The organism is Pseudomonas haemolytica, from assembly GCF_009659625.1.
Classification (GTDB): Bacteria; Pseudomonadota; Gammaproteobacteria; order Pseudomonadales; family Pseudomonadaceae; genus Aquipseudomonas; species Aquipseudomonas haemolytica.
The window spans coordinates 517,101-531,619 of the sequence record NZ_VOIW01000001.1; the positions used below are offsets into that span (position 1 = coordinate 517,101).

Genomic DNA, 14,519 nt, shown 5'->3' on the forward strand with positions numbered 1-14,519 from the left:
GCCCTCTAAGGCCCTTTACCTAAAGGAAAGGCAGATGATCAACTGGCATATCGTGTGTGACTTCGATGGGACCATTACCCCCACGGATGTCATCGACAACGTCCTCCAACGCTTCGCAGGCCCCGAGTGGGAAACCATTGAGCAGCAATGGCTGGATGGGCATATCGGTTCACGCGAATGCCTGAGCCTTCAACTGGCGCTGATCAAAGCTACCCCAAGTGAATTGCTGGCGTATTTCGACAGCGTCGAGATCGACCCGGACTTCCCGGATTTCGTCGATCACGTCATGGGCCTTGGCGCCTCCATCGAAGTGGTCAGCGACGGCATCGAGCAGGGCATCGCCCGCATCCTGTCGCGCAACTACGTGACCCTGCTGCCGATCCTGGCCAACCGCCTGCGCCAGGTCGACCAGAACAGCTGGCGCATCGACTTCCCGTATGCCAGCGATGCCTGCCGTGCTGCTTCCGGCAACTGCAAGTGCAAATCCACCCCGCGTAACAAACGCGTGCTGGTGATCGGCGACGGCAAGTCCGACATGTGCGTGGCCTCCACCGCCGACTTCGTGTTTGCCAAGGGCAGCCTCGCCAGGTACTGCGAAGCCAACAACATTCCTCACGCGCGCTTCGACACCTTTGCCGAAGTGCCTGCATTGCTGGCCAAGCTGCCACAAGGCATCGCCGCCAACGCCACCACCTTCAACACCTCTTCTGACAATCAGGAACTCTTCCATCATGTCTGATATCCGTATCGCCACCCCCGAAGACCAGGTTCTCCTGGATAAAGAAGCCAAGTACTGCTCGTACGGCGACACCGTCCACTACATCGAGCCGCCGCGTATTTTCAGCCGTTGCGAAGGCTCCTACGTATGGGACACCGAAGACCAGGCCTACCTCGACCTGCAAATGTGGTACTCGGCGGTCAACTTCGGCTACGCCAACCCGCGCTTGAACAACGCGCTGAAAAAGCAGATCGACACCCTGCCGCAAATCGCCAGCCAGTACCTGCACAAAGGCAAGATCGAGCTGTCGGAAATGATCGCGGTCGACGCCAAGAACAAGTTCGGCCTCGACGGTCGCGTGCACTTTAACGTCGGCGGTTCGCAGTCGATCGAAGACTCGTTGAAAGTGGTGCGTAACGCCTCCAACGGCAAGAGCCTGATGTTCGCCTTTGAAGGCGGCTACCACGGTCGTACGCTCGGCGCCTCGTCGATCACCTCCAGCTTCCGCTATCGCCGCCGTTACGGCCACTTCGGCGAGCGCGCCAACTTCATTCCGTTCCCATACCACTTCCGTGGCCCAAAGGGCATGACGAAAGAAGAGTACGGCAGCCACTGTGTGCAGCAGTTCGCGCGCTTGTTCGAGACTGAATACAACGGCGTCTGGGATCCGAAAACCAACCAGTGCGAATACGCAGCCTTCTACGTCGAGCCGATCCAGGGCACCGGCGGCTACGTGATCCCGCCGATGAACTTCTACCGCGAACTCAAGCATGTGCTGGACCAGCACGGCATCCTGATGGTGTCCGACGAAATCCAGATGGGCTTCTACCGCACCGGCAAGCTGTGGTCGATCGAGCACTTCGACGTACAACCGGACGTGATCGTGTTCGGCAAGGCACTGACCAACGGCCTCAACCCACTGGGCGGCATCTGGGCCCGTGAAGAGTTGATCAACCCGACGGTCTTCCCGCCAGGCTCCACTCACTCCACGTTCGCCTCCAACCCGTTGGGTACGGCGGTGGGCCTGGAAATGTTCAAGATGACCAGCGAAGTCGACTACGGCGCGATGGTCATGGCCAAGGGCAAATACTTCCTGGAAGGCCTGCAGGACCTGCAGAAACGTTTCCCGATCATCGGCGACGTCGATGGCCTGGGCCTGGCGCTGCGCTGCGAAATCTGCGGGCCGGACGGTTTCACCCCGGACAAGGCGACCCTGGACTACATGGTCGAAGAAGGCATGAAAGGCGACATGGTCGTAGACGGCCAGAAACTCGGGCTGATCCTCGACGTGGGCGGTTACTACAAGAACGTGATCACCCTGGCACCGTCCCTGGAAATCAGCTACCCGGAAATCGACCTGGGCCTGAAGCTGCTCGAGCAATTGCTGGTGCGAGCGACCAAGCGGTGAGTACGTACGGTATTGACCTCGGTGAAGGCGATGCCGGCTTCGTTCTCGGTGACGGTCCGGTCGGGATCCTGTTGATCCACGGCCTGACCGGCACTCCGACGGAATTGCGCCAGGTCGCCAAGGGCCTGGCCAAGGCGGGTAACTGCACGGTGTATGTACCCACGTTGGCCGGGCATTGCGGCGATAACAGCGACCTGCAAGCCACCGGTTGGCTGGACTGGTACGAAGGGGTGCGCAAGACCTTCGTACAGGTCAAGCAACGCCACGAGCAGGTTTTTGTCGGTGGCTTGTCCATGGGCGCGGTGATGTCGATGTACGTGGCCGCCGAACACCCAGGCCAAGTCGCCGGGCTGCTGATGTATTCCACGACCTTGAAGTACGACGGCTGGAGCATTAACAAGCTGGCGTTCCTCACGCCGTTGCTGATGAAGATTCCGTTCGGCGTGCACATCTGCCGCTTCGAAGAGAAGCCGCCCTACGGCATCAAGAACGAGCGCCTGCGGGCTATCGTCGAGCGGCAGATGAAGGAAGGGGAGAGTAGCGAGGCAGGGTTGCTGACCATGGAAGGCATCACTGTGCGCGAGTTGCACCGTATGAATGCCGTGGTCAAGAAACGCATGCCCCAGGTCAAGGTGCCGGCGCTGGTGTTGCATTCCATCGAGGATGACATCACCAGCCGCTGGAACGCCGACTACGTGGAGCGCCACCTCGGCGGGCCGGTGACCAAGATCCTGTTGGATAACTGCTACCACATGATCACCGTCGACCTGCAATACCGACGGGTGATCGAGTTGAGTGCCGAGTTTATCGAGCAACACGCGGTGCAGCTCAATCGTGTGGCGTGATCCGCTTACCTGTAGGGGCGGTGTTGATAAGGAAAAACTGTGATAACCACCCAAGCCTTCCCGACCATCCGGGCTATCCAGCGCGATGCCTGGAACGACTGTTTTCCCGGTGCCCTGGAGGATTGGGATTACTATCTGGCCGTGGAAAACGCCGCGATTGCTGACTTTCAGTGGCGTTACCTGGCGGTCTACGACGATGAAACGCTGGTGGCTGTTGCGGCCGCGTTCATCACCCATTATCGCCTCGACACCACGGTGTCGGGGGCTGGCAAGCGCTTGACCGAGCGCCTGGATCGACTGTGGCCGGGTGCTTTGCAACTGGCGCTGTACGCCATCGGTTCGCCGGTGGCCGAACGCTGTGATGCGGGCGTCGCCAGCCATGTGCCAGCGGCCCGGCGCCCGATGTTGTTGCAGCAGTTGCTGGCGGCTGCGCGTGGCGATGCCGATCAATTCGGTATCGGGCTGGTGGCGGTCAAGGACGCGCCGGCCAACGACCCGCACTGGGCTGACAGCTGCCGCGCCGCAGGCTTTCAAAGCATGCCGAGCCTGCCTACTGGTGTGTTGTCTTTGCCCTACGGTTCGGTGGACGCGTACCTGGGTTCGCTGGGAAAATCCACGCGCAAGGACCTGCGCCGCAAGCTGCGCGCGCCTGGGCCACGGGTCGAGTGGCGCCGCAATATTGATGACGTGTTGCCTGAGGTCATGCGCCTGTATGAAGCCACGCTCACGCGCGCGGACTTGCAGTTCGAGCGCCTGCCCGCCGGTTACTTCACGGGTGTGCTCGAACACCTTCACGAGCGGGCGGTCTGTGTTCTTTACTGGGTGGACGAACGCCTGGTGGCGTTTAACCTGATGCTGCTGGACGAGCATCGGCTGGTAGACAAGTTCTTTGGCCATGACATCGAGTTCAGCCGTGACTACAACCTGTACTTCCGCAGTTGGCTGACCAATGTCGACTACTGTATTGAACACGATATACCGGTGTACGAGTGCGGCCAGGCGGGGTATGCCAGTAAACTGCGCCTGGGGTGCGAGTTCCAGGGCAACAGCCTGTTCTTTCGTCACCGCAACCGGCTGGTCAACGGCCTGCTCAAGCTTGTAAAACTGTTTATTCGACCGGATCGTTCCGACCCTGCCATGGCTGCTGCGATAAGCGAAACCTGATGATCACCAAGACCCGCCAGAAAGCCCGCCCCTTTGCCATTTCGCGTTGGAGCGTCCAGCGCAAGCTGGTGCTGGCGTTCTGGCTGGTCAGCGTTATTCCGACCATGATTGCAGCTGAGTTGGCCGCCACCACGCTGTCGCAGATTTTCGACAGCAACGTGCGTATCTGGCTGCAAGAGTCGACCAAGATCGTCAAGGATGAGATAGGCGACATCCTTCATGACAACGCACGCATGGCCAAGCTGTTCCTGCGCTACACCAGCCCGCCGTCGTCCAAGCAGGCCGCCAAGCATGACCGGCTCACCGCCGACATTGCCGATGCCACCGATATCGACGTGGTGGCGCTGATTCGCACCAGTGACCATAAAGTGGTGTTCAGCACGGCCTCCGATGACATCGTCAGGCAGATCAGCCTGACCAGCAACGCGGTGCTGCAGACTGTGCAAGTCGCCGGGGTGAGCACGGGGCTGGTGGTGTCGACCTTCGAAACCAGCCGTGACGGCGTCGACTACTTGTTGTTGGTGGCCACTTACCTGGACAGCAGCTTCCTTACCAGCGTGGCCGATGTGCACTCCCTCGACCTGCGCCTGTACCTGGCTAACCCGGCGGGTTTTTCCGAGATATTCTCCACCCAGCGCTTCGAGAATCACCCTTCGCGCATTCCGAAAAACGTTGAGGCCGCGCTGCGCAGCACCAAGCAGCCGAGCGAGCAATTCACCAACCAGTACAGCGGTTTGTACTGGCCGATCTTCAATGACGCCGGCGAGTTGCAAGGGGTGATCTTCAGCGGCCTGTTGCGTCATACCAGCCTGGTGGGGCTGGTGAACCAGAGCAACCTGTTCGTGCTGATCTTCCTGCTCAGCTCGGCGCTGTCCCTGGCGGCGGGGTTGCTGGTGTCGCGGCGTCTGACCAAGCCGCTGCGGGACTTGTCCCAGGGCGTGGACGCGGTGATTTCGGGCAGTTACGCCCACCGTGTGGTGGTCACTGGCGGTGACGAGCTGGCGCAATTGAGCAGCACCTTTAACCACATGACCGAGCGACTGGGTGAGTTGCATCACCTCGAGGCCCAACTGCGCCGACGTGATCGCCTGCATGCCCTGGGTGAAGTCGCCATGGGCCTGGCCCACGAAATCCGCAACCCGCTGGGCATCATCAAGACCGCCACCCAACTACTGCACCGGCGCGCCGACTTGGCAGAAACCGACAAGCGCCACCTGGAATATGTCATCAGCGAAGTCAGCCGCATCAACGACCTGATCACCGAATTCCTCGACTTCGCCAAGCCCAACCCGCCGATCCGCGTGCTGCAGCCGGCACGCGCTTTGGTGGAAGAGATTCTCGGCTTCTGCGGCCCAGAGCTGAGTACTCACAACATCGATGCACAGATTGACGACCAGGCGCCCGACGCCACGATCTATGCGGATGCCAAGCAGCTCAAGCAGGCTTGCCTCAACCTGATTCTCAACGCCATCGACGCAATGCCCGACGGCGGGCGCCTGACCCTGGGGATTCGCAGCGTGGGCGACAACACGGTGATCAGCATCGGCGACACCGGCCAGGGCATAGCCGCGGATATGGTAGAGCGCATCTTCACGCCATTCGTCACCACCAAGGCATCGGGCACCGGCCTGGGCCTGGCCAAAGTCTATTCAATCATGGAAAGTCACGACGGCAGCATCGAATGCGCCAGTGAGAAAGATGCCGGCGCCACCTTCAGCCTGTACATTCCGGCTCACGGTGAAGACGACGGCGAGGATGAGGACGGGCATGACGCATAACGTATTAGTGGTCGACGACGAGCCCAAGCTCTGTGATTTGCTGACCCAGGCCTTGAGCCAGAACGGCATCCAGGTGTTCAGCGCGGGCAATGGCCTGCATGCGCTCAAGGTGCTGGGAGATGAGGACATCGACCTGGTCATCAGCGACTGGCGCATGCCGGGCATGGATGGCCCGGCGCTGCTGGCCGAGATCAAGCTGCGCTACCCACAGGTGCCGGTGATCGTGATGACCGCCTACAGCACGGTGAAAAATGCCGTGCACTCGATGCGCAACGGCGCCTATGACTACATCGCCAAGCCGTTCGATATCGACGAGTTGGATATCACTGTGGCCAAGGCCCTGCAATTTCGCGACATCATGCGCGATAACGCACGCATGCGCGCCGAGCTGGACGAGCATGCGCAGTTCGACAGCCTGGTGGGCGACAGCCCGGCGTTTCGCAAGGTGCTGCAGGCCGTGGATTCGGTACGTGACAGTAGCGCCACCATCCTGCTGACTGGCGAAAGCGGTACCGGCAAGGAAATGGTCGCCCGCGCCATCCACAAGCATGGCAGCCGCGCCGACAAACCCTTCGTGGCGGTCAATTGTGCGGCGATTCCCGAAGGCTTGCTGGAAAGCGAGATGTTCGGCCATCGCAAAGGCGCCTTCACCGGCGCCGTGGCCGACCGGGTAGGGCGCTTCATGCAGGCCGACAAGGGCACTTTGTTTCTCGACGAAGTCGGGGATATGCCCCTGGCGTTGCAGGCCAAGATTTTGCGTGCCTTGCAAGAGCGGGTGATCGAGCCGGTGGGCGACCCTCGGGAGCGCAAGGTCGACGTGCGAGTGATCGCCGCCACCAACAAGAACCTGCTGGACGCGGTGGCCAACAAAGAGTTTCGCGAAGACCTGTACTACCGCCTCAACGTCTTCCCGATTCCGCTGCCGGCCCTGCGCGAGCGTGTGGAAGATATCGCCCCCCTGGCCCGACACTTCGCCCAGACCTTGAGCGCCACCGCCGGCAAGCGCATCACCGGCTTCAGCCCCGAGGCGCTGCAGGCCATGGCGGCGTATCACTGGCCGGGCAATATCCGCGAGCTGCAGAACTGTGTGGAGCGCGCGACCATCGTGGCGGCCTCGCCTGTGATCGAGGATATTGATTTGCCGGGGTATCTGTTTGCTTCCAGGCCTGCCGAGGCTGGCGTGACGGCGATTCTCAGCGAAGGCCCGGGCGTGCCACAAGACCTGGATGCGGCGTTGGCGGAAGTGGAGAAAGCCTACATCCTCGCGGCGTTGCAAGAGAGCAATGGCGTGCAGGCCGCGGCGGCACAGCGCATCGGGATTTCCGAGAGGAGCTTCTGGTATCGCCTGAAGAAGCTGGGCATCCAAGTCGACAAAATAGTCCGCTGATGCCGAGTTGAGTCAGGAGTGGAGGCGAACCCAGATGCTGACTAGGATCGAGGCGGCCATCAACCAGGCCACGGCGGCCACTGCCAGTGACGCTTCGAGCCGCATCCGATCCACCATCACATACAAGGTTGCCAGGTACACAAAATACGGAATGATCGACCACATCCCAAACACGATGGTGGTCTTCAAATCCTCCACCGAACGGCCTTTACCGACGATGTAATGGGCAATCAGCGCAAAGGTCGGAAACAGCGGCACCAGCCCCGCGATGTAATAGTTCTTGGTCTTGGCCAGCGCCGCCAGGATCAGCACCACCGCCGCGCCCAGGGCGGCCTTCAGAAAAAGATCCATCAGTGACTCAACCCGTATTTTTTGACCTTGTCGAACAGGGTGGTTTTGGCCATCCCCAGTTCCTGGCTGGCCTGGGTCAGGTTGCCGCCGCTGCGTTGCAGAGCGTCAACCAGCAGGTTGCGCTCGAAGGCTTCCACGGCTTCGGTAAAGGCCTGGCCATGGTTGCCGCTGCTCGCGCCGCTTTTCTTGAAGGCGGGCAAGCCCAGGGCGAAGCGTTCGGCGACGTTGCGCAGTTCCCGCACGTTACCCGGCCAGTCGTGGCTCATCAGGCTCGACAAGGTCTGGTTGTCGAGGTCCGGGACGCTGCGGTCGAAGCGCAGTGACGATTGCTGCAGGAAGTGTTCGAACAGCTGCAGGATGTCTTCACGCCGTTCGCGCAGCGGTGGCAGTTCCAGGGTCACCACGTTGAGGCGGTAGTAGAGGTCGCTGCGGAACTGGCTGGCGCGGCTCAGTTCGTCGAGGTCGGACTTGGTGGCGGCGATCACCCGGCAATCCACCGCCACGCTCTGGTTCGAGCCCAGGCGTTCCAGGGTGCGTTCCTGCAGCACTCGCAGCAGCTTGATCTGCAGGTTGATCGGCATGCTTTCCACTTCATCGAGGAACAGCGTGCCTTCGTGGGCATGCTCGATCTTGCCGATGCGGCGTTTGCCTGCACCGGTAAAGGCGTTGGCTTCGTGGCCGAAAATTTCGCTTTCGAACAGGTTCTCCGGCAGGCCCCCGCAGTTCAAGGCGACGAACTGGTGGGAATGACGCCGGCTGAAATCATGCAGGCAGCGCGCGACCAGTTCCTTGCCGGTGCCGGTCTCGCCTTCGATCAGCACGTTGGCCGACGTGTCGGCGACGTTGGCGATCAGTTCGCGCAGGTTTTGCATCGCTGGCGAGCGGCCGATGATGCGGCCTTCCAACGAGTCACGCTCGGCCAGTTGGCGACGTAGCGACCAGACTTCCCGCGCCAGCCCGCGTTGCTCCAGGGCGCGGCGCGCCACGTCCACCAGGCGTTCGGGGGAAAAGGGTTTCTCCATGAAATCGTAGGCGCCGTTGCGCATGGCGCCGACGGCCATAGAGATATCGCCGTGCCCGGTGATCAGCACCACCGGCAGGCTTTTATCCATCGCCTTGAGGCGGGTGAGCAGCTCAAGGCCGTCGATGCCCGGCAGGCGAATGTCGCTGATAACAATCCCGGCAAAGTTCTCGCCGATACGCTTGAGCGCTTCTTCGGCACTGCCCACGCCGACACTGGGTATGTCTTCCAGCGCCAGGGCTTGCTGGCAGCCGAGCAGTACATGGGGGTCGTCTTCGACGATCAGCACGGTGAGGTCGTCGTTCGGGGCTGTAGTGTCTGTATTCATGTCGACTCAGTGTGTTGAGCGCCCACCAGCGGCAGGCTCAGGACAAAGGCAGTACCACCACCGGCCGGGTGTTCCACGGCGAGGTTGCCGCCGGTTGCCGCCGCGAGGCTGGCCGACAGCGTCAGGCCCAGGCCCAGGCCCTGCTCGCCAGGCTTGGTGGTGAAAAATGGTTCGAACAAATGCTTGCGCGTCTCGAGGTCGATGCCATGGCCGTTGTCGCGTACGCGCAAGCGGTATTTGCCGTCGCTGACCTGGCCTTCCAGCCACAGTTGCGGTGCCGACTGTGCTTGCATCGCATCGAGGGCGTTGCTGATCAGGTTCACCAGGATCTGCTCCAGGCGTGTCTGGTCGATCTGCAATTGAGCGTTGTCGAAGTCACGGTGCAAGGTCAGCGGCAGGCCGTCCAGGCGCGCACCCAGTACCTGGAATGCGGCGTCGACAGCCTTGCCGAGGTTGGCCTCGCCCTGGTCGTCACCGCGCCGGGCAAAGGAGCGCAGGCTGGCGGTGATGCGGCCCATGCGGTCGATCAGTTCGTTGATGGTCTTGAGGTTGGTACTGGCGGTGTCCAGGGCGCCTCGCTCAAGGAAGCGCACCGTGTTGCCCGACAGCGTGCGCAGGGCCGCCAGCGGTTGGTTCAATTCATGGGCGATGCTGGTGGACATCTGGCCGATGGCCGCGAGCTTGCCGGCCTGGACCAGTTCGTCCTGGGCGTGGCGCAGGGTTTCTTCGGCCTGGCGTCGTTCGCGGATCTGGCCCTTGAGCCGTTCATTGCTGGCGCGCAGGTCGGCGGTGCGTTCGGCAATTCGCCGTTCCAGTAGGCTGTTGGCTTCCTGCAAGGCTTCCCGCGCGGCGAGGCGGGTGGCGATGACCTTGCGCCGCTCGTTCCAGGCAATCAGCAAGAAGGCGACCAGGCCAAAGGCGACGGCCACCAGGATGCCCTGGTTGATCGCGGCGCGGCGCAGGTCGTTGAGCGGGGTGAGCAGGGTGAAACTCCACGGCGTGTCATTGAGTGGGCGGGTTTGCGCCAGGTAGCTGACGGCGTGTTCGTCGTTGACCACTTCCGTGTTGGCCGGGAAGGTCAGTTTCTCGGTGCCTTCGTTCAGGCGCTCACGAGCCAGGGGCTCCAGTTCGTTGAGCGTCGCCCAGTAATATTGCAGGCTGTGGGCCAGGCGTTCCTTGGTGTCATCGCTCAGCGGGCGCACGGCCTTGAGGCGGCGGGCCGGGTCGCTGGAGAGGATGATGATGCCGTTCTCGTCACTCACGAAGGCTTCGAGGCGGGCGCGCTGCCAGCGTTCTTCAAGGGCTTCGAGGCGGACCTTGACCACCGCGACGCCGATGATCTTGCCGTGCTCTTCAAGGCCATGGGCCAGGTAGTAACCGGGTTCGCCGTTGGTGCTGCCAATACCGTAGAAACGGCCGGGCTGACCGCGAACGGCGTTCTGGAAATAGGCGCGAAAGGACAGGTCTTCACCTTGGTAACTGTCCGCATCGCGCCAGTTACTGGTGGCCAGCACGCGGCCGGTGGTGTCCATCACGTAGATGGCTCGGCTGCGACTGCGACGGTTCAGGCCTTCGAGGTAGTCGTTGACCGTTTTGCGGGCTTCCTGGTTCGGGTCGGCCAGCAATCGGGAAACGCTCGACTCCAACTCCAGGAGGCTGGGCAGGTAGGTGTATTTGCTCAGTTCGCTTTCGACAGTGCGGGCATGCAGCTCCAACTGGCGTTCGCCGTTGTCGCTGAGGGTGCGGATGCCATAGTACTCACTGACCCAGAAGCCGATATAACCCAGGCCGACCATCAGGGCGATGATCAACGGCGGCAGGAACAGTTGGCGTATCAGACGAGGCTTCACGGCAAGTGATGGCGGCGCGGCGCGATATTGATTGGGGTCGCATTTCATCACAGATGCCTTGGGTCAACCAGAGCTGCCAGCCTGTGCGGGCCAATGTGGGAGGAGGCTTGCCCCCTCCCACATTGACCCCGTTTCGGCAATGGGCGCTATGTATTGCTTAGTGCTGCAGGATTTTCTCAAGGAAGTGCTGCGCACGTTCGGAGCGGGCGCTGATGTCGCCGAAGAACTCTTCCTTAGGGCAGTCTTCGATGATCTTGCCGGCGTCCATGAAGATCACGCGGTCGGCCACTTTGCGCGCAAAGCCCATTTCGTGGGTCACGCACATCATGGTCATGCCTTCGTGGGCCAGTTGCACCATCACGTCGAGCACTTCGTTGACCATTTCCGGGTCCAGCGCCGAGGTCGGTTCGTCGAACAGCATGACGATCGGGTCCATGGCCAGGGCGCGGGCAATCGCCACACGTTGCTGCTGGCCACCGGAGAGTTGGCCAGGGTGCTTGTGGGCGTGTGCCGACAGGCCCACGCGGTCGAGCAGTTGCAGGCCCTTCTTGGTGGCTTCTTCCTTGCTGCGGCCCAGCACCTTGATCTGCGCGATGGTCAGGTTTTCGGTGATGGTCAGGTGCGGGAACAGCTCGAAGTGCTGGAACACCATGCCCACGCGCGAACGCAGTTTCGGCAGGTTGGTCTTCGGGTCGGCGATGGAGGTGCCATCGACCACAACGTCGCCCTTCTGGAACGGTTCCAGCGCATTCACGCACTTGATCAGAGTGGATTTGCCCGAGCCGGACGGCCCGCATACCACGATCACTTCGCCTTTTTTAACCTCGGTGCTGCAATCGGTCAGCACCTGGAAGTCGCCATACCACTTGTTGATGTTCTTGATAGAGATCATACGGCAAACCTTTTTTGCAGACGCTTGACCAGCAGCGAGGCGGAAAAGCTGATGATGAAGTAGACGACACCGGCAAAGATCAGGAACTCATTGGAGCGGCCGATGATGTCGCCGTTGGAGCGGGCGGAGTTGAGGAAGTCCACCAGGCCCACGGTGTAGACCAGCGAAGTGTCCTGGAACAGGATGATCGACTGTTGCAGCAGCAACGGCGTCATCTTGCGGAACGCCTGGGGCAGGATGATCAGGCGCATGGTCTGGCCGTAGGTCATGCCCATGGCTTGTGCTGCGGCCATCTGGCCCTTGGGGATCGACTGTACGCCGGCCCGCACGATTTCGCAGAAGTACGCGGCCTCGAACATCATGAACGCCACGACGCAGGAGGTGAACGCGCCGATCGGTGTGTCTTCGCCGGTGATCCAGCGCAGCACGAACGGCACCGCCAGGTAGAACCAGGTGATCACCAGCAGCAGCGGGATCGAGCGGAAGTAGTTCACGTAGGCGCCAGCCACGCGGGACAGCAGTTTGTTGGACGACAGGCGCATGAGCGCCAGGACGGTGCCCAGCGCGATACCGCCAACCACACCCATGACCATCAACTGCAAGGTCATGACCATGCCGTTCCACAGGCCCGGGATAGCGGGGATGATGCCGCTGAAATCGAAGTCCATTATTTACCCCCCACGGAGATCAGGCCGGGCACCGCGACTTTCTTCTCCACTACGCGCATCAGCAACATCAGGCTCATGTTCAGGGTGAAGTAGATCAGCGTGGCCAAGGTGAAGGCTTCGAACAGGTTGGCCGAAAACTCGGCGGTCTGCTTGGTTTGCGCCAGCAGTTCCATCAAGCCGATCAAGGACGCCACGGAGGAGTTCTTGAACACGTTGAGGAATTCCGAGGTAAGCGGCGGAATGATGATGCGATAAGCCTGGGGCAGCAGCACGTTCCAGTAGATCTGCGGCAGCTTGAAACCCATGGCGCGTGCAGCGGATTCCTGGCCACGGGGCAGCGCCTGGATGCCGGTACGCACTTGTTCACACACACGGGCGGCGGTGAACAGGCCCAGGCACACCACCACGCTCAGGTAGGCCGAGGTGGTCGGGTTCAGGTCCTGTTTGTACCAGTCCTGCAGGTTCTGCGGCAGCATGTCGGGTACAAGGAAGTACCAGATAAACAGCTGAACCAGCAGCGGCACGTTACGAAACAGTTCCACGTAGCAGGTCGCGATGCCCGATACGATGCGGTTTGGCACGGTGCGCATGACCCCCAGAATGGAGCCCAGCAGCAAGGCGATGATCCATGCCACGACAGCGATGGCAATGGTCCAGCCCAGGCCGGCGATGTACCAGTCGAGATAAGTCTCGCTGCCCACGCCGGTGGACTTGAAGAACACGCCCCAGTCCCAGTTGTAATTCATTAGGGTCTCCCCTCGAGATCGATCGATATACAAGCACCCGCTTGGGGAAGATCCTTTCCCGCCTGACAATGAATGCCAGGCACACGCGATCGGCTCGAAAATCACCAGGTCGAGTGTTCCAAATTAAAGCCAGCAGGTAGTAACAGATGCCTGAGGGAGGGTTGGCTCCCTCAGGAATAAGCTTAGTCAGGTATTAGATTTTTACGTCAGGCGCTGGTTTGTCGCTTGGGGTAGCGATCAGCTCCTTGACCTTGTCGCTCATCGGGAAGTTCAGGTTCAGGCCTTTAGGTGGAATCGGGCTTTCGAACCACTTGCTGTAGATCTTGTTGATCTCGCCGGACTTGTACAGGGCGACAATGGCGTCATCCACGGCTTTCTTGAAGTCAGGATCGCCTTTGCGAACCATGCATGCGTAGGCTTCAAAGGACTGCGGAGTACCGGTAATGACCCAGTCGTCCGGCTTCTTGGCCTTGGCTTCTTCACCGGCCAGCAGCGCGTCATCCATCATGAACGCGACAGCGCGGCCGCTCTCGAGCATCTGGAAGGATTCGCCGTGGTCTTTGGCGGAGATGACGTTCATGCCCATCTGCTTGTCGGCGTTCATCGCCTTGATGATGCGCTCGGACGTGGTGCCAGCGGTGGTCACGACGTTTTTGCCTTTCAGGTCGGCAAAGTCAACGTAGGACGGCTTGCCATCCTTGTCTTTCTTGACCAGCAGGCGGGTGCCGATTTCGAAGATGTTGACGGTGAAGTCGACTTGCTGGGCGCGTTCGGCGTTGTTGGTGGTGGAGCCGCACTCCAGATCCGCGGTGCCGTTCTGGATCAGCGGGATACGGGTTTGCGAGGTCACCAGGTTGTACTTGGCTTTCAGGTCGGGTTTGTTCAGGTCTTTTTTCAGTTGTTCAACGACGGCCAACTGAATGTCGTGGGAGTAGCCCACGGGTTTGCCCGAACCATCCGCGATGTAGGAAAACGGAATGGAGCTGTCGCGGTGAGCGAGAGTGATGGTGCCGGAGTCGTTGATTTTCTTCAGTGTGCCGGTGAGTTCGGCGGCGAAAACTGGAGTGCTGATCAGAGCAGCAGCGATAGCTGCGCCCAGGATATGGGGAACGATACGCATCAATACTTCCTCGACATTTGTTTTTTTTATGAAGCCAGGTGAACGGCTCTCTTGTATAGCGAATGCCCGTGACGGCTCCTAAGGCGCCCCAGGCAATCGTCGAAGAGTGTAGAGCATGAGTCGTGCCATACCGAAAATAAAAGGTTAACTTCATGATTTATATGGAGATTAACTTTGTGTTGCAACAAGGGTTTCAGCGTTTAGTCCGGCAAACCGAATAGGGTGTGAGCTCGCGTTCGGAAA

At 60.6% G+C, this 14,519-nt stretch carries 13 protein-coding genes; 6 read left to right on the top strand and 7 right to left on the bottom strand.

The window, feature by feature from the left end; translation table 11 throughout:
* The first annotated feature begins 34 nt into the window (after nucleotides 1–34).
* The 6 genes from FRT59_RS02295 to FRT59_RS02320 are packed head-to-tail and all read left to right on the top strand — an operon-like array spanning nucleotide 35 to nucleotide 7,300.
* On the top strand, nucleotides 35–739 hold the full coding sequence (locus tag FRT59_RS02295) for an MtnX-like HAD-IB family phosphatase (RefSeq protein WP_034118327.1): 705 nt from the start codon (nucleotides 35–37) through the stop codon (nucleotides 737–739).
* Entirely contained in the window at nucleotides 732–2,126 is a 1,395-nt protein-coding gene (locus FRT59_RS02300; RefSeq protein WP_034118326.1) for an aspartate aminotransferase family protein, read from the top strand. Before FRT59_RS02295 ends, FRT59_RS02300 begins: the two co-directional genes overlap by 8 nt.
* Complete coding sequence (locus FRT59_RS02305; RefSeq protein ID WP_162524984.1) at nucleotides 2,123–2,971, top strand: alpha/beta hydrolase; 849 nt, start codon at nucleotides 2,123–2,125, stop codon at nucleotides 2,969–2,971. Before FRT59_RS02300 ends, FRT59_RS02305 begins: the two co-directional genes overlap by 4 nt.
* Before the next feature lie 39 nt (nucleotides 2,972–3,010).
* A complete protein-coding gene (locus FRT59_RS02310) occupies nucleotides 3,011–4,135 on the top strand; it encodes a GNAT family N-acetyltransferase (protein ID WP_034118324.1) in 1,125 nt (374 codons plus the stop codon).
* A complete protein-coding gene (locus FRT59_RS02315) occupies nucleotides 4,135–5,913 on the top strand; it encodes a sensor histidine kinase (RefSeq protein ID WP_034118323.1) in 1,779 nt (592 codons plus the stop codon). The genes FRT59_RS02310 and FRT59_RS02315 overlap by 1 nt, the downstream gene beginning before the upstream one ends.
* The gene (locus tag FRT59_RS02320) at nucleotides 5,903–7,300 is read left to right on the top strand and encodes a sigma-54-dependent transcriptional regulator (protein WP_153870306.1); all 1,398 of its coding nucleotides are present in this window, start codon (nucleotides 5,903–5,905) and stop codon (nucleotides 7,298–7,300) included. Before FRT59_RS02315 ends, FRT59_RS02320 begins: the two co-directional genes overlap by 11 nt.
* A gap of 12 nt (nucleotides 7,301–7,312) precedes the next feature.
* Here FRT59_RS02320 and FRT59_RS02325 read toward each other — a convergent pair whose 3' ends face one another.
* The 7 genes from FRT59_RS02325 to FRT59_RS02355 all read right to left on the bottom strand — a co-directional run bounded on the left by FRT59_RS02325 (nucleotide 7,313) and on the right by FRT59_RS02355 (nucleotide 14,276).
* Entirely contained in the window at nucleotides 7,313–7,651 is a 339-nt protein-coding gene (locus FRT59_RS02325) for a GlpM family protein (RefSeq protein WP_034118321.1), read from the bottom strand.
* Entirely contained in the window at nucleotides 7,651–9,000 is a 1,350-nt protein-coding gene (gene aauR / locus FRT59_RS02330) for a two-component response regulator AauR (RefSeq protein ID WP_153870307.1), read from the bottom strand. Before aauR ends, FRT59_RS02325 begins: the two co-directional genes overlap by 1 nt.
* Nucleotides 8,997–10,898 (bottom strand): two-component sensor histidine kinase AauS, encoded by a 1,902-nt coding sequence (gene aauS / locus FRT59_RS02335; protein ID WP_153870308.1) that lies wholly within the window; start codon nucleotides 10,896–10,898, stop codon nucleotides 8,997–8,999. Before aauS ends, aauR begins: the two co-directional genes overlap by 4 nt.
* A gap of 109 nt (nucleotides 10,899–11,007) precedes the next feature.
* Nucleotides 11,008–11,742 (bottom strand): amino acid ABC transporter ATP-binding protein, encoded by a 735-nt coding sequence (locus tag FRT59_RS02340; RefSeq protein WP_033896404.1) that lies wholly within the window; start codon nucleotides 11,740–11,742, stop codon nucleotides 11,008–11,010.
* A complete protein-coding gene (locus FRT59_RS02345) occupies nucleotides 11,739–12,410 on the bottom strand; it encodes an amino acid ABC transporter permease (RefSeq protein ID WP_034118318.1) in 672 nt (223 codons plus the stop codon). The genes FRT59_RS02340 and FRT59_RS02345 overlap by 4 nt, the downstream gene beginning before the upstream one ends.
* The gene (locus FRT59_RS02350) at nucleotides 12,410–13,156 is read right to left on the bottom strand and encodes an amino acid ABC transporter permease (protein WP_025856885.1); all 747 of its coding nucleotides are present in this window, start codon (nucleotides 13,154–13,156) and stop codon (nucleotides 12,410–12,412) included. Before FRT59_RS02350 ends, FRT59_RS02345 begins: the two co-directional genes overlap by 1 nt.
* Before the next feature lie 193 nt (nucleotides 13,157–13,349).
* Nucleotides 13,350–14,276 (bottom strand): glutamate/aspartate ABC transporter substrate-binding protein, encoded by a 927-nt coding sequence (locus tag FRT59_RS02355; protein ID WP_034118317.1) that lies wholly within the window; start codon nucleotides 14,274–14,276, stop codon nucleotides 13,350–13,352.
* Nucleotides 14,277–14,519: the final 243 nt, after the last annotated feature.